The organism is Streptococcus sp. D2, from assembly GCF_006385825.1.
GTDB lineage: Bacteria > Bacillota > Bacilli > Lactobacillales > Streptococcaceae > Streptococcus > Streptococcus shenyangsis.
The window spans coordinates 53,827-74,351 of the sequence record NZ_VFSI01000002.1; the positions used below are offsets into that span (position 1 = coordinate 53,827).

The 20,525-nt window shown below is 40.3% G+C and carries 23 protein-coding genes and 1 pseudogene; 12 read left to right on the plus strand and 12 right to left on the minus strand.

The window, feature by feature from the left end; all coding sequences use genetic code 11:
* Positions 1 to 693, plus strand: coding sequence for a methionine ABC transporter permease (locus tag FJR73_RS01310; protein WP_000444647.1), 693 nt, complete (start codon positions 1 to 3; stop codon positions 691 to 693).
* 29 nt (positions 694 to 722) lie between these two features.
* Here FJR73_RS01310 and FJR73_RS01315 read toward each other — a convergent pair whose 3' ends face one another.
* Positions 723 to 1,292 (minus strand): MptD family putative ECF transporter S component, encoded by a 570-nt coding sequence (locus FJR73_RS01315; RefSeq protein ID WP_140832888.1) that lies wholly within the window; start codon positions 1,290 to 1,292, stop codon positions 723 to 725.
* A 134-nt stretch (positions 1,293 to 1,426) separates the two neighbouring features.
* Between FJR73_RS01315 and FJR73_RS01320 the strand changes: the two genes are divergently transcribed.
* The 5 genes from FJR73_RS01320 (at position 1,427) to nrdI (ending at position 6,124) form a co-directional block, all read left to right on the plus strand.
* Positions 1,427 to 2,041: a YesL family protein gene (locus FJR73_RS01320; RefSeq protein WP_140832890.1), complete on the plus strand. Its 615-nt coding sequence runs from the start codon at positions 1,427 to 1,429 to the stop codon at positions 2,039 to 2,041.
* The gene (locus FJR73_RS01325; RefSeq protein WP_308850670.1) at positions 2,019 to 3,689 is read left to right on the plus strand and encodes a sensor histidine kinase; all 1,671 of its coding nucleotides are present in this window, start codon (positions 2,019 to 2,021) and stop codon (positions 3,687 to 3,689) included. Before FJR73_RS01320 ends, FJR73_RS01325 begins: the two co-directional genes overlap by 23 nt.
* Before the next feature lie 11 nt (positions 3,690 to 3,700).
* Positions 3,701 to 4,987 (plus strand): response regulator transcription factor, encoded by a 1,287-nt coding sequence (locus FJR73_RS01330; RefSeq protein ID WP_140832894.1) that lies wholly within the window; start codon positions 3,701 to 3,703, stop codon positions 4,985 to 4,987.
* A 60-nt stretch (positions 4,988 to 5,047) separates the two neighbouring features.
* Entirely contained in the window at positions 5,048 to 5,581 is a 534-nt protein-coding gene (locus FJR73_RS01335; RefSeq protein WP_140832896.1) for an ABC transporter permease, read from the plus strand.
* A gap of 78 nt (positions 5,582 to 5,659) precedes the next feature.
* The gene (nrdI, locus tag FJR73_RS01340) at positions 5,660 to 6,124 is read left to right on the plus strand and encodes a class Ib ribonucleoside-diphosphate reductase assembly flavoprotein NrdI (protein WP_140832898.1); all 465 of its coding nucleotides are present in this window, start codon (positions 5,660 to 5,662) and stop codon (positions 6,122 to 6,124) included.
* A gap of 36 nt (positions 6,125 to 6,160) precedes the next feature.
* Here nrdI and FJR73_RS01345 read toward each other — a convergent pair whose 3' ends face one another.
* Both FJR73_RS01345 and FJR73_RS01350 read right to left on the minus strand, forming a co-directional pair.
* Positions 6,161 to 6,619: a DUF3021 domain-containing protein gene (locus FJR73_RS01345; protein WP_140832900.1), complete on the minus strand. Its 459-nt coding sequence runs from the start codon at positions 6,617 to 6,619 to the stop codon at positions 6,161 to 6,163.
* On the minus strand, positions 6,616 to 7,056 hold the full coding sequence (locus tag FJR73_RS01350; RefSeq protein WP_000861963.1) for a LytTR family DNA-binding domain-containing protein: 441 nt from the start codon (positions 7,054 to 7,056) through the stop codon (positions 6,616 to 6,618). The genes FJR73_RS01345 and FJR73_RS01350 overlap by 4 nt, the downstream gene beginning before the upstream one ends.
* 206 nt (positions 7,057 to 7,262) lie before the next feature.
* Here FJR73_RS01350 and mutL point away from each other — a divergent pair, with 206 nt between their 5' ends.
* Genes mutL through FJR73_RS01370 form a run of 3 tightly spaced genes read left to right on the plus strand, consistent with a single transcriptional unit; the run spans position 7,263 to position 10,394 of the window.
* A complete protein-coding gene (mutL, locus tag FJR73_RS01360) occupies positions 7,263 to 9,212 on the plus strand; it encodes a DNA mismatch repair endonuclease MutL (protein WP_140832903.1) in 1,950 nt (649 codons plus the stop codon).
* Between the two features lie 15 nt (positions 9,213 to 9,227).
* On the plus strand, positions 9,228 to 9,821 hold the full coding sequence (gene ruvA, locus FJR73_RS01365) for a Holliday junction branch migration protein RuvA (protein ID WP_000273423.1): 594 nt from the start codon (positions 9,228 to 9,230) through the stop codon (positions 9,819 to 9,821).
* A 9-nt stretch (positions 9,822 to 9,830) separates the two neighbouring features.
* Entirely contained in the window at positions 9,831 to 10,394 is a 564-nt protein-coding gene (locus FJR73_RS01370) for a DNA-3-methyladenine glycosylase I (protein WP_000166599.1), read from the plus strand.
* A gap of 89 nt (positions 10,395 to 10,483) precedes the next feature.
* Here the strand turns inward: FJR73_RS01370 and FJR73_RS01375 are convergent, their stop codons facing one another.
* From FJR73_RS01375 to FJR73_RS01415, 8 genes and pseudogenes are all read right to left on the minus strand, one after another.
* Positions 10,484 to 10,747, minus strand: a complete 264-nt coding sequence (locus tag FJR73_RS01375; RefSeq protein WP_000166114.1) for a SemiSWEET family transporter — start codon at positions 10,745 to 10,747, stop codon at positions 10,484 to 10,486.
* A 105-nt stretch (positions 10,748 to 10,852) separates the two neighbouring features.
* Positions 10,853 to 11,887: a S66 peptidase family protein gene (locus FJR73_RS01380; protein WP_140832905.1), complete on the minus strand. Its 1,035-nt coding sequence runs from the start codon at positions 11,885 to 11,887 to the stop codon at positions 10,853 to 10,855.
* Between the two features lie 246 nt (positions 11,888 to 12,133).
* Positions 12,134 to 12,811 (minus strand): DUF1129 domain-containing protein, encoded by a 678-nt coding sequence (locus FJR73_RS01390; protein ID WP_140832907.1) that lies wholly within the window; start codon positions 12,809 to 12,811, stop codon positions 12,134 to 12,136.
* 11 nt (positions 12,812 to 12,822) lie between these two features.
* The gene (locus FJR73_RS01395; protein ID WP_000815623.1) at positions 12,823 to 13,767 is read right to left on the minus strand and encodes a magnesium transporter CorA family protein; all 945 of its coding nucleotides are present in this window, start codon (positions 13,765 to 13,767) and stop codon (positions 12,823 to 12,825) included.
* Between the two features lie 160 nt (positions 13,768 to 13,927).
* The gene (locus tag FJR73_RS01400) at positions 13,928 to 15,094 is read right to left on the minus strand and encodes a site-specific integrase (protein WP_140832909.1); all 1,167 of its coding nucleotides are present in this window, start codon (positions 15,092 to 15,094) and stop codon (positions 13,928 to 13,930) included.
* A 197-nt stretch (positions 15,095 to 15,291) separates the two neighbouring features.
* Complete coding sequence (locus tag FJR73_RS01405; RefSeq protein ID WP_088848292.1) at positions 15,292 to 16,296, minus strand: virulence RhuM family protein; 1,005 nt, start codon at positions 16,294 to 16,296, stop codon at positions 15,292 to 15,294.
* A 49-nt stretch (positions 16,297 to 16,345) separates the two neighbouring features.
* Positions 16,346 to 16,558, minus strand: a pseudogene (locus tag FJR73_RS10500) (BRO family protein); the annotation flags it as partial.
* 150 nt (positions 16,559 to 16,708) lie between these two features.
* The gene (locus FJR73_RS01415; protein ID WP_084954500.1) at positions 16,709 to 17,389 is read right to left on the minus strand and encodes a helix-turn-helix transcriptional regulator; all 681 of its coding nucleotides are present in this window, start codon (positions 17,387 to 17,389) and stop codon (positions 16,709 to 16,711) included.
* Between the two features lie 162 nt (positions 17,390 to 17,551).
* On the opposite strand from FJR73_RS01415, the gene FJR73_RS01420 reads away from it, so the two are divergent.
* Genes FJR73_RS01420 through FJR73_RS01430 form a run of 3 tightly spaced genes read left to right on the plus strand, consistent with a single transcriptional unit; the run spans position 17,552 to position 19,153 of the window.
* Complete coding sequence (locus tag FJR73_RS01420; RefSeq protein ID WP_140832911.1) at positions 17,552 to 17,749, plus strand: helix-turn-helix transcriptional regulator; 198 nt, start codon at positions 17,552 to 17,554, stop codon at positions 17,747 to 17,749.
* A 16-nt stretch (positions 17,750 to 17,765) separates the two neighbouring features.
* Entirely contained in the window at positions 17,766 to 18,536 is a 771-nt protein-coding gene (locus FJR73_RS01425; RefSeq protein WP_000828329.1) for a BRO family protein, read from the plus strand.
* The gene (locus tag FJR73_RS01430) at positions 18,527 to 19,153 is read left to right on the plus strand and encodes a Rha family transcriptional regulator (RefSeq protein WP_140832913.1); all 627 of its coding nucleotides are present in this window, start codon (positions 18,527 to 18,529) and stop codon (positions 19,151 to 19,153) included. Before FJR73_RS01425 ends, FJR73_RS01430 begins: the two co-directional genes overlap by 10 nt.
* 378 nt (positions 19,154 to 19,531) lie before the next feature.
* Here the strand turns inward: FJR73_RS01430 and FJR73_RS01435 are convergent, their stop codons facing one another.
* Positions 19,532 to 20,521 (minus strand): DUF3644 domain-containing protein, encoded by a 990-nt coding sequence (locus FJR73_RS01435; RefSeq protein ID WP_000389890.1) that lies wholly within the window; start codon positions 20,519 to 20,521, stop codon positions 19,532 to 19,534.
* Positions 20,522 to 20,525 lie beyond the last annotated feature (4 nt).

Below are 20,525 nucleotides of genomic sequence, written 5' to 3' on the forward strand. Positions count from 1 at the left end.
ATGGAATCATTGATTCAAACCTATTTACCAAATGTTTATAAAATGGGCTGGGCTGGTCAAGCAGGCTGGGGAACAGCCATCTACCTAACCCTTTATATGACAGTTCTTTCCTTTATTATTGGAGGTTTCTTGGGGCTGGTGGCAGGTCTTTTCCTTGTCTTGACAGCGCCGGGTGGTGTTTTGGAAAATAAAGTTGTTTTTTGGATTTTGGATAAGATTACCTCTATTTTCCGTGCGGTACCATTTATCATTCTCTTGGCAGTCTTGTCACCCTTCTCTCATCTAATCGTAGGAACAAGCATTGGTCCAAATGCGGCTATCGTACCGTTATCTTTTGCAGTCTTTGCCTTCTTTGCCCGTCAAGTACAGGTGGTATTGGCTGAGCTAGATGGTGGTGTCATTGAGGCGGCTCAAGCTAGCGGAGCGACATTCTGGGATATCGTAGGTGTTTACCTATCAGAAGGCCTTCCAGATTTGATCCGTGTGACGACTGTAACCTTGATTTCACTAGTCGGTGAAACAGCCATGGCGGGAGCGGTCGGAGCAGGTGGTATTGGTAACGTAGCTATCGCCTATGGATTTAACCGTTACAATCACGATGTGACCATCTTGGCAACTATCATTATCATTTTGATTATCTTTGCAATCCAATTCTTGGGAGATTTCCTGACCAAGAAATTGAGTCATAAATAAAAAAGAGCCGTGTGGCTCTTTTTTAGTAATCAGATTTTTTGTGCCAATTTTTTACTCAAGGCTTGTCCAATCAAAGCACCCACTAGGGCTCCGATGACAATACTTGCGATAAATAGAAGGACGGTTCCAGGATTTGGTGCGACCATGATACGGTCGATATATTCTTGCGATTTTCCTCTTGCCAGAAGGGTAGCCATATAGGCTTTGGGAGTAATCCACATAAGCAAGATCGGTCCTGATGTGCTAAAGGCAAAAATAACGAAAGAAAGGAGGTTCTTTGTTTGGTCCTTGTATTTTCCGAGGTTAGCTACTCCATCTGCTAGGAGGCCACAGATAATTCCAGGAAGGAAGGCACCAGCACCGTGTTTAGTTCCCAAGAAAAAGAGGGCCATGACAAGGCCGATAGTGGTAATGGCTCCAAATCGCGGAACTTTTGCGACTAGGATCATATAGATGCTGCCGCCTACAAGGCCAGTAAAGGCAGGCGCATAAAACATGTTTCCAGTTTGGTCAAAGAGATTGCCCAAAAGGACACCAATCCCCATGCAGAGGAAGTAAAGAACTGCAAAAAGCAGTGTAGTTAAGATAGATTTTTTCATGAATTGTCTCCTGATAATTTTCTCACAATTCTCATTGTACCACGGTTTGGTGGGATTGTAAATGGATAGTCTATGTGTTTGAAAACGCTTGAAATATGCTATAATAGTTTCATAGTTATTTTTAGGGGGATATCATGGGGAGATTTTTAGACTTTGTCTTTAATCGTTTCTTTTTAGGGATGATTGCGACAGCCTTCTTTTGGATATTAACATTGGCAGGAGGGATTATTCTTGGTCTAGCGCCGGCTAGTGCCACCTTGATGAGCTTGTATGCAGAACATGGTTATAGCTTTCGGGAATACAGTTTGAAGGAGGCTTGGTCTCTTTATAAGCAAAATTTTGTATCAAGCAACCTGATTTTCTATAGCTTTCTAGGAGTGGATCTAGTTTTGGTTTATGGCTTGTATCTCTTGGTGCAATTGCCTCATCAGACTATTGTTCATTTGATTGCGACCTTTTTGAATGTTCTAGTAGTTGCCCTGATCTTTTTGGCCTATACAGTATCTTTGAAACTACAAGTTTATTTTGACTTGTCCTATCGAAATAGTCTCAAACTATCCTTGATTGGCATCTTTATGAGCCTAGCAGCTGTGGTCAAGGTTCTTCTTGGGACAGTGCTACTTGTGGCAATTGGTTATTATATGCCTGCTCTTCTCTTCTTTGTAGGAATTGGGATGTGGCATTTCTTTATCAGTGATATGTTGGAACCGGTCTATGAAAGCATCCATGAAAAATTGGCGACAAAATAGAATGAAGCAGTTTTGGCTACATACGCTTCTGCGAACCTATAGTTCAGTTATGATCATTATTATTGCGAGTTTTGCAATCTTACTTTCTTACGCTGACTGGGATTCACGGGAAAAGGAAGCTCAAAGAGTAGCCCAGCGTGTAACTACTCGAACAGTCGAAGAGGTGGAATATTATTATCGCGAGTCAGCTCAGCTAGCTCAAGATTTAGTAGCCAATCAAGACCGGATACAAGGGGTTTATAAGTACTTTAGCCTGTCAACTTCTGAGTATTTTTATTGGTTGTTGGAGCATCAAGCAGCTTCGTCAACTTCTATTTCTCTGTATGAAAATATTGATGATCTTTATGTCCAAAATGACTATATAACGGGTGTTGCAATCGTCTTGCAGGACTTTAAAGAAGTTTATGTTTCGAGCAGAAATGAGAGAGGTGGTCATACGGTACTTGCGGAAGACTTTAAACCAGAGGCCAATAGTTTTGGAGTGCCTATTTTAGACCCAGCGACGGATCAATCGATAGGGGTTGTTTATATCTCCTTGGATCCAGAAATCTTATACCATGCTGTGGACAATACCCGAGGTCATATCCCGATGGCTGTGACTGTGACATCGCCTTTTGATACGGAGATTTTTCATATTGGTGAGAGGGTCAATAGGGAGCATGAGAACTGGTTTGTTGGTGTGACCTCTCATGGCTATCAGGTTCAGGTGGCAGTTCCCAAAAACTTTGTTTTACAAGGAACAGTGACTAGCTCTTCTTTGATTGTGGGCTTGAGCCTTCTTTTTATTGTTATTCTTTATCTGACTTTGAGGCAGACCTTTGCTAATTATCAAAAGCAGGTAGTGGATTTGGTGGATTCCATCCAAGCTATTGCTCAAGGGGAAGAAGGTCTTCGCATTGATACGCTTGAAAAGGATCAGGAATTGCTCCTGATCGCGGAGACGACCAATGATATGTTGGATCGCTTGGAAAAGAACATCCATGATATTTACCAGTTAGAGCTTAGTCAAAAAGATGCCAATATGCGAGCCCTACAAGCTCAAATCAATCCTCATTTTATGTATAATACGCTGGAATTTTTACGTATGTACGCAGTCATGCAGAGTCAAGATGAGTTGGCAGATATCATTTATGAGTTCAGTAGTCTCTTGCGTAACAATATTTCTGATGAAAGAGAAACCCTCCTCAAACAGGAATTAGAATTTTGCCGTAAATATAGTTATCTTTGCATGGTTCGCTATCCTAAATCTATTGCCTATGGTTTCAAGATAGACCCAGAGTTAGAGAATATGAAGATTCCTAAGTTTACTTTGCAACCGCTGGTAGAAAATTATTTCGCTCATGGTGTTGACCATAGACGGACAGATAATGTGATTAGCATTAAAGCTCTTAAACGAGATGGTTTTGTGGAAATTTTGGTGGTCGATAATGGTCGTGGTATGTCGTCTGAAAAGATGACAAATCTTCGAAAAAAATTAAGTCAGAGACATTTTGAACACCAAGCTAGCTACAGTGCCCAAAGGCAGTCTATCGGGATTGTCAATGTCCATGAGCGTTTTGTGCTCTATTTTGGGGATCGCTATGCTATTACTATAGATTCTGCAGAGCAAGCAGGTGTTCAGTATCGTATTACAATTCAAGATGAGTAGAAAGGGAGAAAATGTATAAAGTATTATTAGTAGATGATGAGTACATGGTGACAGAAGGTCTGAAACGTTTGATTCCCTTTGATAAGTGGGATATGGAGGTCGTCGCAACAGCCAGTCATGCCGATGAAGCATTAGAATATGTTCAGAACAATCCCGTCGATGTGGTCATTTCCGATGTCAATATGCCTGACAAAACAGGGCTTGATATGATTCGGGAGATGAAAGAAATTTTACCTGAAGCTGCCTATATCCTGCTCTCAGGTTATCAGGAGTTTGATTATGTAAAAAGAGCAATGAACCTTAGTGTGGTGGACTATTTGGTCAAGCCTGTTGATAAGGTAGAGTTGGGAAATCTGCTGGAGAAGATTGCAGGTCAGCTCGGCGAGAGAGGAAAGAAAAGTCAGACCCTCAGTCAAGATTTAGATGAGGCTGGATTTGTTAGTTATTTAGGTGGTAAGGAGAATTGGTGGATAGGCCTATCCAAGGAAAAACAAGGCTCTTTCACCATTCCCTACTATGTGTTAGGACAAGATTGGCAGATTTTTATTTCTGATCAACCCCTAGATGGTTTAGTCGTTACTCCCTTTGAAGCTCCTTATCAAGAACACTTTGAACGCTGGAAGCTGAATGCTGAGAAAGCCCTCTTTTACGGTTCTGTAAATTTAAAACAGTCTCAGAGTCTCTTTGCCTATTACGAACCGATTTATAGGGTTATCATTCAGGGGGATCTCAACCAAATCGTAGAAGAGTTAAACCTCTTGGAGAAGGTGGTTCTTGAAAATACACCCCGTGTTCCGATTACCAAACAGCTTTTTATCCAGTTTGTCATGGATGTTTTTCACTTGTTTGAACATCTAAAAGCTGATGATATGACGGATATCGTCAAAACCATTCATGCTATTCAATCCTTTGATGAATTGGTTCCTTATATTAAGGAAACTCTGACCCGATTTTTTGGGCAATATCGCATGAATGAAAATGTGGTCAGTGTACTGGAAGTTATTGGGCGTGATTATCAGAAAGAACTTTCGCTCAAGGATATCAGTAAGGATCTTTTTATCAATCCTGTCTATCTAGGTCAGTTGATTAAGCGAGAAACCAATTCGACTTTCGCAGAGTTACTAAACAAACAACGCATTAAGGCTGCCCAACAACTCTTGCTTTCGACTAGTGACAGTATCGAAGATATTTGTTATGCTGTTGGTTACAGTAACGTGGGATATTTCTATAAAGTGTTCCGAAAATTGTGCGGAAAATCGCCAAAAGCCTACCGAAAACAGGTAGAAACTATACTATAAGATTTGTATTCCCTTACAAAAGGTGCTATAATATCAATAATAATATCAGGAGGTTCTATCATGAAAAAGAAACCGATTTATCTATGGGTCTTGCTAATCTTGTCTGCTCTGATTTCAGCTGCGTCTCTATTTGGAATGTTGAGTCCCTTGCCTAGCAAAGAAGCCTTTCGTGCGAGTCAGAAAACTATTGAAGGGATTAGTGCTCAGCAATTAGAAGACCAGCTTAATTACAGCTATAGAGTAGCAGAATCAACTCATTCTATTTTTAATATGGCCTTGATTGTGTTATCTGCTATTTTAGTGGTAGTAGCGATTGTATTCCTTATTCGTAAGAATTTACAATATGCAAACTATACTTATGTCGGCTATGTTTTGCTAGCCATTATTGGTTCGATTTATAGCTATGTGACTTTACAAGACGCTGTGCAGTTAGTTCACGATGAGACCATGCGTTTAGGGATAAGTGTTATTTCACAAGCCGTTAGCATTTTCTCTATCGTCATCAATGTTCTTTTCCTAGCCCTTGTCTTCTATAAGATGTGGCGTCAACAAAAAGCCTTGGCTGAAGAAGAGGAAACAGGAGAGTTTGCCTAAGTATTGACAAAAAATAACTATCAAGTTACAATCTTGGTAGTTATTTTTCGATTATAGATAAAATTATGGAGGTAAAATATGAAGACAATTTCTTTAGTCTATATCAGTCTGAGTGGCAATACTGAGAGTTTTGTGACGCGCTTGAAAGACTATCTCTTGTCCCAGTACGAGGGAATTGAGGTTCAAAAGATTCATATTAAGGATTTGATCAAGGAAGGTCACGATTTCTATGAAATGGACCACCCTTACATCGCCTTTCTACCGACCTACCTAGAAGGTGGGAATGGCCTTGATAACGGAGATGTCGAGATCTTGACGACACCAGTGGGGGATTTTATCGCCTATGGTGACAATGCTAGTAAGTGTTTTGGTGTGGTTGGTTCAGGAAATCGTAACTTTAATAACCAATACTGCCTGACAGCCAAGCAATACAGCCAACGCTTTGGTTTCCCTGTCTTGGCTGACTTTGAAATGCGAGGCATGCTGGAAGATATCAAACGTGTCGCAGCTATTATTGCAGATTTGTATGAGTTGGAAAGTTAAGCTTCGGCTTGACTTTTTATTTATCCTAGGTAGTTCCTACTTTCTATGCTCCAAGAGTTGATTGATATGGTCTACTTTTTTTGATGCTCTTTTATAGGAAATAGTCCAAATGATGAGGTAGACAATCGCAAACTCGATAATGAGTTGGAGATAGAAAATCCAGTGGAAGGGGAACCAACCTGCTAGGGTTGCTAATGGGATAAATCCTACTAGCATAAGGAAGAAATGGGTCAGAGTTGCACGGAGCAAGCTCCAGTCACGACTGAATAATCGCTTGCCAAAGTTGAAGAGAATACCGATGGCTGCCCAGATCAGTGTGCAGTAGAGCAAGACCAAGGCACCGTGAACTTGATGTTGAGTCATCACTTGTCCGATGAGAGAGTCGGGACTTAACGGGGCGTAGGTACTTGGTGCATAAATGAGTGAAAAGATGATAGAGAGGATGAGACCGATGAGGACACCAGTAGCTGCGTCGTGGAAGATTTGTTTTTTCATAGTTCTAATTTCTCCTTGATGGTTTTTAGATAACGGCGTGAAGAGTAGGTGAAGCTTTCGTTTTTCAAGAAAATTTCTACTAGGCCGTTGGGGGTGAGCTTGAGATGAGAGATGGAATCGATATTGATGATTTCTGATTGGGAAATTTGGATAAAATTGGTTGGCAGAATTTCAAGGACCTGATAGAGTCGCAAATCAATGCTGTAGGTCTGACTCGCGGTTTCTGCTAGAACCTTCCGATTCTCGATATAGAAGCGTTGAATCTTGCCAACCTTAACTAGATAGACCTGATTATCGATTTTCCCTTTGATTTTTTCTGTTAGATCCAGATTTTCTGCGAACTCGATGACTTTCTGGATTTTATCTGTCGGCTGAGGTGCTTGAACAATCAGCTTTTCCTCTTCGTAAGTTTCACTAATCTGTAGTTCTACTTTCATAAATTTCTCTCCTTGTTTTTCATACAAAATTGTGATCACTTCTTGTATACCTTTATTAAACACTATTTTACGACACCTGGCAAGGGACTTTGTCTATGTGGAGGGATTTGGCTTCTATGTGGTGCTTGTTTCTCTGTCCCATCTGAAATATGGTATAATAGCACTAATCAATTTCTAGGAAAATAGATACGGAAAGGGGCTGAAAGATGTCTCATATTATTGAATTACCAGAGGTGCTGGCAAACCAGATTGCCGCTGGAGAGGTTATCGAGCGTCCAGCTAGCGTTGTTAAGGAGCTGGTAGAAAACGCCATTGACGCGGGTTCTAGTCAGATTATCATTGAGATTGAGGAAGCAGGTCTCAAGAAAATTCAAATCACAGATAATGGTCATGGAATTGCCCACGATGAGGTGGGATTGGCTCTGCGTCGTCATGCGACCAGTAAGATAAAAAATCAAGCAGACCTCTTTCGAATTCGCACGCTTGGTTTTCGTGGTGAAGCTCTGCCTTCTATCGCATCCGTCAGCGTTTTAACTCTTTTGACAGCAGTTGAGGGCGCAAGTCACGGAACCAAGTTAGTCGCGCGTGGGGGAGAAGTTGAAGAAGTCATCCCAGCGACTAGTCCTGTGGGAACCAAGGTTTGTGTGGAGGATCTCTTTTTCAATACGCCTGCCCGCCTCAAGTATATGAAGAGCCAGCAAGCAGAGTTGTCTCATATCATTGATATTGTCAACCGTCTGGGCTTGGCCCATCATGAGATTTCTTTTAGCTTGATTAGTGATGGTAAGGAAATGACGCGGACAGCTGGGACTGGTCAACTGCGCCAAGCAATCGCAGGGATTTACGGTTTGGCGAGTGCAAAGAAGATGATTGAAATTGAGAATTCTGACCTTGATTTCGAAATTTCTGGCTTTGTGTCCTTGCCTGAGTTAACTCGAGCCAACCGTAACTATATCAGTCTCTTCATCAATGGCCGTTATATCAAGAACTTTTTGCTTAACCGTGCAATTCTAGACGGCTATGGAAGTAAGCTCATGGTGGGACGTTTTCCACTGGCTGTCATTCACATCCATATCGACCCTTATCTAGCGGATGTCAATGTGCATCCAACCAAGCAAGAGGTGCGGATTTCTAAGGAAAAAGAACTGATGACGCTGGTCTCAGAAGCTATTTCTAATAGTCTCAAGGAACAAACCTTGATCCCAGATGCTTTGGAAAATCTTGCCAAATCGACTGTGCGTAATCGTCAAAAGGTGGAGCAGACCATTCTCCCGCTCAAAGAAAATACGCTCTACTATGAGAATACTGATCCGACAAGACCTAGTCAAGCTGAGGTGGCTGATTATCAGGTAGAATTGACTGATGAAGGACAGGATTTGACTTTATTTGCCAAGGAAACCTTGGATCAGCTAACCAAGCCAGCAAAACTGCATTTTGCAGAGAGAAAGCCTGTTAATTATGACCAACTAGACCATCCAGAGCTAGATTTAGCCAGTTTGGATAAGGCCTATGACAAGCTGGAGCGAGAAGAATCATCCAGCTTCCCAGAGTTGGAATTTTTCGGACAAATGCATGGAACCTATCTCTTTGCCCAAGGGCGAGATGGGCTCTACATCATAGACCAACATGCGGCTCAGGAACGGGTCAAGTACGAGGAGTATCGTGAAAGCATTGGCAATGTTGACCAGAGCCAGCAGCAACTCCTAGTGCCCTATATCTTTGAATTTCCAGCGGATGATGCCCTTCGTCTCAAGGAAAGAATGGCACTTTTAGAGGAAGTGGGCGTCTTTCTAGCAGAGTACGGAGAAAATCAATTCATCTTACGTGAACATCCTATTTGGATGGCAGAGGAGGAGATTGAGTCAGGCATCTATGAGATGTGCGACATGCTCCTTTTGACCAAGGAAGTTTCTATCAAGAAATACCGAGCAGAGCTGGCTATTATGATGTCCTGCAAACGGTCTATCAAGGCCAACCATCGTATTGACGATCATTCGGCCAGACAGCTCCTTTATCAACTTTCTCAATGTGACAATCCCTATAACTGTCCCCACGGACGTCCTGTTTTGGTGCATTTTACCAAGTCGGATATGGAAAAGATGTTCCGACGCATTCAGGAAAATCACACCAGTCTCCGTGAGTTGGGGAAATATTAAACTAAAAGGAAAACTATGTACGAATATCTAAAAGGAATCATCACCAAAATCACTGCCAAATACATTGTTCTTGAAGTCAACGGTATCGGCTATATCTTGCATGTGGCCAATCCTTATGCCTATTCAGGTCAGGTTAACCAAGAAGCTCAAATTTATGTTCATCAGGTCGTGCGTGAGGACGCCCATCTGCTTTATGGATTTCGCTCAGAGGATGAGAAAAAGCTCTTTCTTAGTCTGATTTCGGTCTCTGGGATTGGTCCTGTATCAGCTCTTGCTATTATTGCTGCTGATGACAATGCTGGCTTGGTTCAAGCCATCGAAACAAAGAACATCACCTACTTGACCAAGTTCCCTAAAATTGGCAAGAAAACAGCCCAGCAGATGGTGCTGGACTTGGAAGGCAAGGTAGTAGTTGCAGGAGATGATCTTCCTGCCAAGGTGGCAGTGCAAGCTAGCGCTGAAAACCAAGAATTGGAAGAAGCTATGGAAGCCATGTTGGCGCTAGGCTACAAGGCAACTGAGCTCAAGAAAATCAAGAAATTCTTTGAAGGAACGACAGATACAGCTGAGAACTATATCAAGTCTGCCCTTAAAATGTTGGTCAAATAGGAGCAGAGCATGACAAAACGTTGTTCGTGGGTCAAGATGACCAATCCGCTCTACATTGCCTATCATGATGAGGAGTGGGGCCAGCCCCTCCATGATGACCAAGCATTGTTTGAGTTGTTGTGTATGGAAACCTATCAGGCAGGCCTGTCTTGGGAAACGGTACTCAACAAACGCCAAGCTTTCCGAGAAGCCTTTCATAGCTATCAAATTCAAGCGGTCGCAGAGATGACCGACACTGAATTGGAAGCCTTGCTGGATAATCCATCCATCATTCGAAATAGAGCCAAGATTTTTGCTACACGCACTAACGCCCAAGCCTTTTTACGACTACAGGAAGACTATGGCTCTTTTGATGCCTATCTTTGGTCCTTTGTTGAGGGGAAAACGATCGTTAACGATGTTCCCGATTACCGCCAAGCCCCAGCTAAAACCCCCTTATCTGAGAAATTAGCCAAAGATCTCAAAAAACGAGGCTTCAAGTTCACAGGCCCAGTCGCCGTCTTGTCTTTTCTACAGGCTGCAGGCCTGGTTGATGACCATGAGAACGATTGTGAGTGGAAAAGCGGTCATTAGTGTGTACAGGTAACTCGCATATCTGAGAATAGAATATAGAAAAAAGCTGAGAAACTTTTCCCAGCTTTTTATATATACTATTAGATTTGTTAGAGTGAAGTCAAAAAAGTGATTCCACCTAAAATAACACCAGCTGAATTTGGAATGATTAGTATCCAATCCTTCTTAGGTTCCTTTGTCCATCCATAAATAACCCAGATTAAGCAAGATATAGCAGCTGATAAAGGTTGAAATGGTTGAGCTTTATTTCCCTGTAAATTAGCGATAATTTGAGGTATGTAGGCAATAAATACTATAATTCCAATAAAGGCACCAATAGAACCTACGATTCGATTAATTTTTTGTTTTGTCATATACACCTCCTTCAAAAGGATAACATAGAAATTAGCGAAATGCAATAAATTCAGATACAAATTGTAACGAAAACGAATACAAAAGCACAAAAATAGAGAAACTATTTATTTTTTGTTATAGTCAAAGCGAATGACTTGCTCCTGTGCATCTACATGGGCATGGACGCCAAAGGGGACAATTGCTCTTGGAGTTGCGTGGCCAACATTTAGATTATAGAGAATCGGGATATTGCTGTCAATAATATCCAATAGTGCCTCTTTATAGTCGCCATAGAAAGTTTCATCCATAGGTTTTCCGACCAGGAGTCCACTGATGACCGCGAATATGCCAGTGTCCTTTAAAGTCCGCAACATCTTTTTGAAGTCTTCCGGCTCAGGCTTTTCTTCGCTTGTTTCTAGCAAGAGGATTTTTCCTTCCCAGTCTGACAAGTCAGGGAAAAGTCTGTATTTTTGGCAGAGCTCCGTGCTATCTGCGTATCGAGAGTTGTCAAAGATATCGTAGAGGGATTCGAGGCAACCGCCGAGGATTTCCCCCTCGAACTGGGCATTTCCTTGTAACAAGTCAAAACCAGTATTTGTATGACTGATACGAGGTGTTCCTAGAGCCTTGGGACTAAAATCAGTTCGTTCCTCATACCAAACGTCACTAGGGCGGATTTCTGAGATTCTTCCCGTCTCAATCAATTCTTTAAAGTAGTGAAGGCTATAGGGCAACATCTCCTTGTCTAATTCACAAATGTCTGCTAAGAAGGATTGACCATAAAAAGTCTTGATTCCTAGTTTATGCAACATGAGATGGTTCATAGTTGTATCCGAGAAGCCAAGAAAAATCTTTTGTTGAATAACCTTTTCTAGTTGGTCATTTTCAAAAAGGTAGGGCAACAAACGATAGGTGTCGTCTCCACCGATGGCACATAGGATCATGTCGATGCTATCATCGGAAAAGGCTTGCATCAAATCCTCTGCACGCGCTTCAGGATGGTCCTTGATAAAGTCTAAGCCTTTTAACGAATGGGGTAAAAAGATAGGATTAAGTCCTGAGTCCTTGAGACGTTGGACACCCAAGTCCACTTCGTGTTTGACAAAGTCTTCTCCTATAATGCCACTAGATAAACTAACAATACCAACAGTAGAAACCATATCTCATCCTCCTAGAAATAGATTGATACTCTTCGAAAATCAAATTCAAACCACGTCAGCTTTGCCTTGCCGTACTCAAGTACAGCCTGCGGCTAGCTTCCTAGTTTGCTCTTTGATTTTCATTGAGTATGAGCCTATTCTATCACAAAAGATGAGAGAAAGCTATGTGGGATTTCAGAAGAATGCTTTTAAATCAGGAAAGTAGTAAAAAAGCAACCGCACCTGCAGTTGCTTTTATGATTCTTCTTAATAGCGTGTTGGTCCTGCACTTGCGCTGCGGATGTTCAAGCGTTTCTTGAGATAGAAGCGAAGGGCTAGGAGAATTGCTCCGATAATAGCTAGTGGCAATGGAGCAAGTACGGGGTTAAGGTTAGCTGGTAGGAAGCTTGTTGCAAAGAAGACAAGCAACCAAAGGAACATAGAAACTAGGATAACCAGTACAGATTTCCAGAAAGGTGGACGTTGACTGCGGTCCATATCTGGTCCATAGTATTGGTAAACGAAGTAGTACATCAAGTAGAAGGCAAATCCACCAACCAGTCCAACTAGCAGGAGGGTAATCAAACCGTAACCGATAGCCTGATCTGCTGAGAAGAAGGTTGTGAGGGCGCTGACGAGGGCGAAGAGGCTAGTGATGAAAAGGGCTGAGTCCATAATCATGAGTTTTGGATCATCATTTTCTTTTGGATGCTCTTTTTCATATTGCTCCTTGACAGTGAAGCTGTGAGCCCAGTGAGTTGGTGCGCCATAGAGGGAGCGAGCAGTCGTACCTTTGGCTTGCTCTTCAAGGATTTGAGGAATGACTTCCTCAAAAATAGTCTTGATTTCAGCGTCTGTTTTTCCATCTTTGATGAATTGTTGGGTAGCGATGTGGATAAATTCTTGATTTTTCTTTGTTAATTTTTGTAGATCAATCTGAGACATAGGAACTCCTCTTAGAACCATTTTTTATGGATGAGATAGAGAGTGAGCGAGACACTCATAGCAAAGGCGATAAAGACGATTAACCAGAAGGCATTTGGCTCACCGTTTAGAGGGATTTCATTATCCTTAAAGTTCATCCCGTAGGCAGAAAAGACCATAGTTGGGATGGACATGACGATGGTCACAAGGGCCAAGGTTTTCATGATGTTGTTCTGGTTGTTGGAAATGATAGAGGCGAAGGTCTCTGTCATAGAATGCAAGACGTTTCCATAAATGTCTGCCATCTCGATAGCCTGTTGAGTTTCAATCAGGGTATCTTCAAGCAAGTCTTCGTCCTCAAGGTATTTCTTGATATTGCTGGTTGAGCTGGTCAATTTCTTAATCACACGCTCATTCGTTTTGAGGGAAGCCTTGAAATAGACGATGGTTTTTTCCAATTCCATGAGCTCAATCAATTCTTCATTACGAGTTGATTGATGCAGTTGACTTTCGATTTGCTCACTCTTGCGATCAATCGAACGAAGAGCTGTTAGGTAAAGCTCTGCATTGCGATAGAGAATCTGGAAGATGAAACGCGAACGCATGAAGGTGTAGAAATTACGCAAGCGACGGTTGATAAAGACATCGAGGACTGGTAATGGTTCCAAACACGTAGTGATAATGGTTTCCTCGGTGATGATAATACCAAGCGGGATGGTTACGTAGTAGGTGCGGTTATTTCTTTCCTCTGTGACCGGTACGTCTACGATAATCAGGGTATACTCGTCTTCAATGGTAATACGAGACATTTCTTCCGCATCGAGCGGTGCTCGAAGATCGGCAATATCGATATCGAAGGCGTTAGCGATTTCGAGTGATTCATTTTGAGTTGGATTGACGAGATTGATCCAAGTACCCGGTTCAAGTGTATCGATCTCTTTAAATTCAGTTGTTGTAGAGAGAAAAACTTGTTTCATATCCCTTATCCTTTCTCATTTTTCAGATTTTTTCACACCGTACTATTATACTACAAAATCGGCCTTTTTCAAAATAAATCTAACAAAAATCCTGTTGCTATTGGATTTTTACTTTGTCTTGAAATGTTGATTTTTAAATTTGCTCCCCTTTTTGCTCCCCCTATAGTGCTTTTAGTGCAGTTTCGTAGAATGATACTGCTTTTTTTGCGTTCTCTTTTGAGAGGTGGCTATATATATCCATGGTCATTGATAAAGTGGAATGACCTAGGCGGTACTGGAGTTCCTTGTATGGTATTCCAGAGTTAAGCAAGAGACTAGCGTGAGTGTGACGGAATCCGTGAAAGCCAATGTTAGGAACATCAGCACGCTTAAAATGTGTTTGCAATCTTCTTTTAAGTCTTGAACTGCTAGGATACTCATGAATGAAATCAGAAAATACCACGCTTTCACGTTGCCCTATCTTCCAGGCCTCTTTAGTTTGGCACAGTTTGTACTGCTTTAGCATGCTAACAGTCGCTTGATCTATATCTATATCCCGATAACTAGCCTTAGATTTTGGGCTATTGATTTCTAAATCCCGATTTAGTGTTTTGGTAATATGCACAACGGCATTATCTAAGTCAATATCAGACCAGCTAAGCGCTAGAGCCTCATTGATACGGCAACCAGTAGCCAATAGGAACTTATAGAGCGTCGTCTCATAGTAATAACGGTATCTATGAGTATCTAAATTATCGAGATAACCAAGAAATTTTTTTAGTTCTTGATTTTCAAAGTGCTTTACTTTTTTCCGCCTTGCTTTCTGAGTGTTACGAGGTAAAACAACATCACGCGCAGGATTGGACGGTATAGCTTGCATGGTTACGCCATACTGTAAGATACGTTTGTTTAAAGCATGTATCTTGTCATAGTGTAGAAAAGCCCCTTTTTCCCCTCTATTAGTCTTGTCAGCAAGTTCGTTGATAATGGACTGGATAAGTGGAGTAGTGAGCTTATCGAGCTTGTAAGCCCCAAAAATAGGCAATATATGATTATCAATTAGCTTTCTAACATTGCCTTGAGTGTTTGGCTTAACCGTATTCTTATAACTTTCTAACCAGAGATTGGCTAATTCTTGATAGTTTTTTATGGTGCTAGCCTTTTGTCTAGTGGATCCTGCTTTTTGAAAAGCAATTTTTTCTTGAGTAGCTTTCTGCTTAACTTCCTTTTGTGTCCGCCCTGTTACCTTAGTTTTAACTTTCTTTCCTGTTACTTGGTCAATTCCTAGATATACATTAGCACGATAGACTTTACTACCGTCTTTTTTTATAACTTCAGTTATTTTCATGATGATAAACCTTTCTAAAATACATCAGCAGGCAAGCTATTATCAAAAAGGTTTTAGATTGTGGTTTAAATCATGATAGGGCTTCATAGATTGCCCCACATTCGATTTTAAAGAGTCAGGCGGTAAATAATACCAGAGTAGGGAACAAGACGGATATGGTGCTATTATGAGCTTGTTTATAGTAAGTAAGCCTGTATTTAAAGTTTTTTATCGTCAGTTAGCTGTTTTAAAGTTTTTTCAAAATCCGAGTTTATCTTTTGGGTTTTGTTGAATAGCTGGTATTCTGCTTTTGCTTTATCTTTCGCAACCTTGGAAGTGATTTTCCCATGACCTTCTAAAATATCGTATTCTTGGAAAGTTAAAAAGCGGTCAATGCTTTGGGCTAGTTGTTGCATTGTCTGAGCTTTTCGCTGTTCTATCTGTCTTTCCAGGTAATCAAAATAGCTAGATATTCCTCTTTCAAGGGAACGGATCTGTTTTTCTGTTAGGTAATTCTTTGCTATTTGGGTATCTGCTTGCAGTATGCGACCATTAGGGGAGTTTTTCCATGTTGTAAGTCCCATGTTGTCTTTTGTATGGTCTGCTTTCGTGTAGATAATTTCCGCAGCAGTTTGGCCAGTGATTGCATAATGAAACTTATTCTGTACATCAGCATAGAATTGCTTAGTCAATGTACTTTGTGGGTCATAGTCAATAGAGATTTCTGCAAAAATATCTGTAATCTGTAACCATATACGACGCTCACTAGCTCGGATAGAGCGCACGCGCTCCAAGAGCTCACGGAAATAGTCTTTTTCCAGCAAGTTTTCGCCTTGTTTCAGACGGTTGTCATCCATGGCGAACCCTTTTATCATGTACTCACGAAGTACCGAAGTAGCCCACTGTCTAAATCTCGTAGCTTTTTGGGAATTGACACGGTAACCAACTGAAATGATGGCGTCAAGGTTATAGAAATCAACTTGGCGTACAACTTCACGACTACCCTCTATTTGAACTGTTTCCATTTTGGAAATAGTTGCTTTTTCTTCTAATTCGCCCTCTTCAAAGATATTTTTTAGGTGTTTACTAATTGCAGGAACACCGACATCAAACAAGCGAGCCATTTCTTTCTGACTAGCCCAAATTGTTTCGCCTTTGATGATGACACTAGCTGTCTCGCTATCGTTTTCAGCAGTATAGATTAAGAATTGTAATTCGTTCATGAGATCCTTTCTAAAATATTGTGAGTAGTTGACATTTGTTGACATCTGAAATTGACTTGTTGACGTCAACAAAATGCTCTACAATGGGGTTTTTGGCGGTATCACAAGCTATCTTTGCCTTATCAATTACTAGAAGAAAGTTCCTCCATTCTGTATACTCAAGGGTCTTTTGTAAGTCCCGAGCGTACCAAAATTCTACTCCATTTTCGTCTATGTGTTTGATATTTTCAAAAGTTAATTCATCGTACTGTTGGAGTTCCATAATAAGGTAGTCCTTTCTAAAATATTGTAAGTGGTTGACATTTGTCGACATCAACAAAATTGGTAGATATAGAGCTTATATAGGCTTGAAGCTCGAGCGAAGCCCGAGAATCCATGCGCTTCAGGATTGTTGAACATTGTGGCGCGTGGGTTAGTCAATTTTGATAGTTTTGTCCACTTGAACTTCTTTAGGTGCGTGTGAACTTCCATAATCATCAAAAAATGAAATAATCACCTTGTCGTTTTTATTTAGAGAAATTTCCGTTAGATACTCTTTTGTGGGGTGAAAATCATACCTATATGCAGAAATCACTGTTTTAGAATTGAGATAGTGATTTTTTAGCACCTCAATTACATCATTATAAAAATGTGTTTGAAATCCAACGGGTAACGATGAAATAAAATTATAGAATTCCTTATACCCAAAGTTTCCGCTATCTTCATCTAGTGAAAGGCGTACCCACAGTTTGATACTATCGTCATCAGTTGGAGAATCAATATGTTTAGGGGAGAAAAAGAATAATTTAGCGATATAAATCCTCTCACTATGAGGAGATTTTAGGTTAATCGCGATTACATTATCCCCGTCTTCTTTATACTCATAGTTATCTTTATTGTAAACCTTCCAGATATAAGGACTATATACAAAAAAATCTTTTAGTTCTATTCCAAGGTAATTACATAACTTATCAACGGTATCAAATTGAACACCTTTCCCAGTATTTTCTGATAGAGCCATCAGAGTGGTTTTAGAAATACCAGTATCTTCATAAACGTCTGCTATCTTCAGACCTCTTTCGGCCATTAGTACAGCGAAATTTGTCTTAATCATTGTAAGTTTCCTCCGTAGCTAAATTATAACCGATATTGTTAAAAAAAACAAACAACAAAAAAATATAACAGACTATTGACAAATGTTTTAGAGTAGTGTAATATGTTTTTTGTTAGCGATATCGCTAATATATAACAAAACTCAAAAAAGGAGGATAGAGATTTGAAAAATAATATGCGTGTTATTTTAGCAAAGAAACGCTTGAAGGTGGCAGATGTTGCAAGAGAAACAGGGCTATCAAAAAGCACACTCACAGCTTTATACTATGAGCGTACTAAGCGCCCAGATATTGAAACCTTGCTAAAGATTGCTAACTATCTAGGTGTTTCTATTGATGAACTACTAACACCAGAAGATTAAGAAAGGCAGGCAAGCAATGAAGAGGAACTATACAAGGGTCATCGATGAAATGCGAACCACTCACGGGCTGAACTTGGTAGCTATTGGCCAACGGATAGGCATAGACCCCCGAACAGTTGGCAAGTGGGCACAGGGCAAACATAAGCCCAACAAGGAAAGCAGAAAAAGACTAAACAAGTTATACAGAGAGGTTAAGCAAGACATGACAACACAGCAAAAAGATTTATGTGATTTTTTTGGGAACTTCTTTCCCAAAGGAGAACCACACAACAAAAAGGAAGTTTTGGAAGTTGTGACAACTCAACGATTTGGATCTAAACACTTTGATGTTTATGGAGACATTCAAAATCCGTTATTTGTAGCGGTAGAGGTTGCTGAGATGATTGAAATCCAAAACACCACAGATTTACTAAAACGGGTAGATGATGATGAAAAGCTGACCTATGTAATATATAGGGCAGGTCAAAAAAGAGAAATGAATATGCTGACAGAGTTCGGAGTCTATGAAGTATTATCGCAGTCACGCAAACCACTAGCAAAAGAGTTTAAAAAAGTGGTCAAGCACATTCTGAAAGAAATCCGACTAAATGGCTACTACATGGCTGGGGAACTGGTGGAAGAACCACAGACCACTATAAAAGCCCCTGACACGTTGGCAGAGGCAGAGCGGTATTATATCGATACACTAGCCAAAGCTATTGCAGAGGCTCAGAATATGGACGAGAAGAGCCGTCTGACAAGCAAGCTAACCCGATTCATGCAGGAGGTAGAACCACAATGGAACTAGTCTATATGGACGGAAAGAAAGAGCCGTATACACTGAGCAGTATTGTGGCAGAATGCACGGGATTGCAACATCACACAATAACCAAGACGATCCGCAAACATCAAGCAAGGTTTGAACAGTTCGGAAAGGTTGGATTTAAAATCCAAGCTAGGGAGAGTGGCCAGAATACCAAGGACTATATTTTGAATGAGCAACAAGCGACCTTGTTAGTTACATTCTTAAAGAATACCGAGCAAGTGGCCAACTTCAAAACCAACCTGGTCAAAGCATTCTTTGAAATGCGTGAGGAACTTTCTAAGTTTCGTATGCAGAGGGCGCTAGAAAAGCCAAAAAGAAAAACACTGCATGACAGTATTGAGAACTGGGAACAAGCACCAAAGCACGCGCATAGCACCATGAACAACCTGCTACTGAAAGCAGTAACCGACAGGAACGCTAAGCAGTTAAGGGAAGAACGTGGGGGCTATAATGGCATCGATAGCTTGACAAGTGACGAGCTGGAGCAATATCAAGCCTTTGAGGATATGGTAATAGCCATGATTGGCTTGAATATGAGTTATCAGGAAATCAAAGCTATGGCATTCAGAAATAAAAAAACACGCCAAAGAAGCGCGTGAGAGCAACAAAAAAGGCTTAGCAATAACCACACCGCAGAGCCTTTCACACTAACACTAAAACGAATTTAACAAAGCAGGCAAGCTATTATCAAAAAGGTTTTATATCATGCTAGGGCTTCATAGTTTGCCCTGTATTCAAGTTTAACAAGTTAGATAGGTAAATTCTATGCTTAATTGTTAAGTGGTAAAAACACTTATTTTACAGTGTTTTTTGATAGTTTTTTCTAAAGTTAGTTTACCAGTTAGCTAACAAAACACTTTACATTTCCCACGCGCGTGGTATAATAGAATTAACAAGATAACTTGCGAAGGATTAACGTTGTGTTCCCAAAGGGGAGTAAGTCAATGGACGAGAATTCACATATGCCTGGGGTTATCTTATTTTTTTTGTCTTTTTTTCAAGTTTTCTACGAACGTTTCAGGATTTCGTTCGATTTCCTCAATTATAAAATCGCAGAGGATTTGAGAGTAGCCGTATCGATTACCAATTTTATAATGGTAGCAATAACGTTGATTTGTCTTGATATCATAAAATGTATTAAAAAGTTGTAAGTCGTTTGTTGTAAACGTCTTTTTTTGTTTTTCTCCACCGACTATTTTTGTTAATAAAATCCCTTTCGATTTGAGATGTCTATTAACAATTTTAATAACTTCCCTAGTAGTTAATGGATAGATAGCGTTTGGATCTTTAATCTCTCTAACTATACCTATACTCGTTTCCGCAGTCTTATCAAGTTTAACAAATAAATCAGCATCTTGTTCTAGCTTAGTGATATAAAATCGAGTTTCAACAGGTACAGCATAGGCAGAATTATTAGTATATATTTCACTTTCAATTTTATCTTGCTCGGCAAGTATACGTTCAGCCATTTTAGGAGAGTACTTGGCTCGAATTTCTTCTTGATTAAGTTGGTCGATGCGGACTGATAAAGTCAAGAAATTTTGTGCAATTTGTTTTGTGATATCCTCATTGTGAAACTCTTGCATTTTTAAAATATAATTAGAAACACATGCTTGAAATAATGGGGCATAGATATGTTCATAATCTTCTGTTATGAAGTGGGTACTAGTATTCCTAAGTTCTATAATTCGAATTAGATTTTTTCGTAATGATCCATGTTTATCTGGGAATACTGTTTCAACTGCATTTTCTAATGATATCGTTCTATCCTTACTATCCTTAAAATATATTGATTCTTCACCATCATTATTAATGATATAAGCCTTTAGCATTAATTCCCAGGCGTTACAGATAAAAAAACTAAAACCCTCAATTCTATACTTAATTGTAGGTTTGTTATATATTTCAATCCCCATAATAAAAGCCTCAATACTTTTATTAACTAATCTTTTACTTAAATCTTCCATACGT

Excerpts from the sequence above, each read along its gene's own strand:
- FJR73_RS01310 (WP_000444647.1), top strand. The coding sequence starts at position 1 with ATGGAATCATTGATTCAAACCTATTTACCAAATGTTTATAAAATGGGC.
- FJR73_RS01315 (WP_140832888.1), bottom strand. The coding sequence starts at position 1,292 with ATGAAAAAATCTATCTTAACTACACTGCTTTTTGCAGTTCTTTACTTC.
- FJR73_RS01320 (WP_140832890.1), top strand. The coding sequence starts at position 1,427 with ATGGGGAGATTTTTAGACTTTGTCTTTAATCGTTTCTTTTTAGGGATG.
- FJR73_RS01325 (WP_308850670.1), top strand. The coding sequence starts at position 2,019 with ATGAAAAATTGGCGACAAAATAGAATGAAGCAGTTTTGGCTACATACG.
- FJR73_RS01330 (WP_140832894.1), top strand. The coding sequence starts at position 3,701 with ATGTATAAAGTATTATTAGTAGATGATGAGTACATGGTGACAGAAGGT.
- FJR73_RS01335 (WP_140832896.1), top strand. The coding sequence starts at position 5,048 with ATGAAAAAGAAACCGATTTATCTATGGGTCTTGCTAATCTTGTCTGCT.
- nrdI (WP_140832898.1), top strand. The coding sequence starts at position 5,660 with ATGAAGACAATTTCTTTAGTCTATATCAGTCTGAGTGGCAATACTGAG.
- FJR73_RS01345 (WP_140832900.1), bottom strand. The coding sequence starts at position 6,619 with ATGAAAAAACAAATCTTCCACGACGCAGCTACTGGTGTCCTCATCGGT.
- FJR73_RS01350 (WP_000861963.1), bottom strand. The coding sequence starts at position 7,056 with ATGAAAGTAGAACTACAGATTAGTGAAACTTACGAAGAGGAAAAGCTG.
- mutL (WP_140832903.1), top strand. The coding sequence starts at position 7,263 with ATGTCTCATATTATTGAATTACCAGAGGTGCTGGCAAACCAGATTGCC.
- ruvA (WP_000273423.1), top strand. The coding sequence starts at position 9,228 with ATGTACGAATATCTAAAAGGAATCATCACCAAAATCACTGCCAAATAC.
- FJR73_RS01370 (WP_000166599.1), top strand. The coding sequence starts at position 9,831 with ATGACAAAACGTTGTTCGTGGGTCAAGATGACCAATCCGCTCTACATT.
- FJR73_RS01375 (WP_000166114.1), bottom strand. The coding sequence starts at position 10,747 with ATGACAAAACAAAAAATTAATCGAATCGTAGGTTCTATTGGTGCCTTT.
- FJR73_RS01380 (WP_140832905.1), bottom strand. The coding sequence starts at position 11,887 with ATGGTTTCTACTGTTGGTATTGTTAGTTTATCTAGTGGCATTATAGGA.
- FJR73_RS01390 (WP_140832907.1), bottom strand. The coding sequence starts at position 12,811 with ATGTCTCAGATTGATCTACAAAAATTAACAAAGAAAAATCAAGAATTT.
- FJR73_RS01395 (WP_000815623.1), bottom strand. The coding sequence starts at position 13,767 with ATGAAACAAGTTTTTCTCTCTACAACAACTGAATTTAAAGAGATCGAT.
- FJR73_RS01400 (WP_140832909.1), bottom strand. The coding sequence starts at position 15,094 with ATGAAAATAACTGAAGTTATAAAAAAAGACGGTAGTAAAGTCTATCGT.
- FJR73_RS01405 (WP_088848292.1), bottom strand. The coding sequence starts at position 16,296 with ATGAACGAATTACAATTCTTAATCTATACTGCTGAAAACGATAGCGAG.
- FJR73_RS01415 (WP_084954500.1), bottom strand. The coding sequence starts at position 17,389 with ATGATTAAGACAAATTTCGCTGTACTAATGGCCGAAAGAGGTCTGAAG.
- FJR73_RS01425 (WP_000828329.1), top strand. The coding sequence starts at position 17,766 with ATGAAGAGGAACTATACAAGGGTCATCGATGAAATGCGAACCACTCAC.
- FJR73_RS01430 (WP_140832913.1), top strand. The coding sequence starts at position 18,527 with ATGGAACTAGTCTATATGGACGGAAAGAAAGAGCCGTATACACTGAGC.
- FJR73_RS01435 (WP_000389890.1), bottom strand. The coding sequence starts at position 20,521 with ATGGAAGATTTAAGTAAAAGATTAGTTAATAAAAGTATTGAGGCTTTT.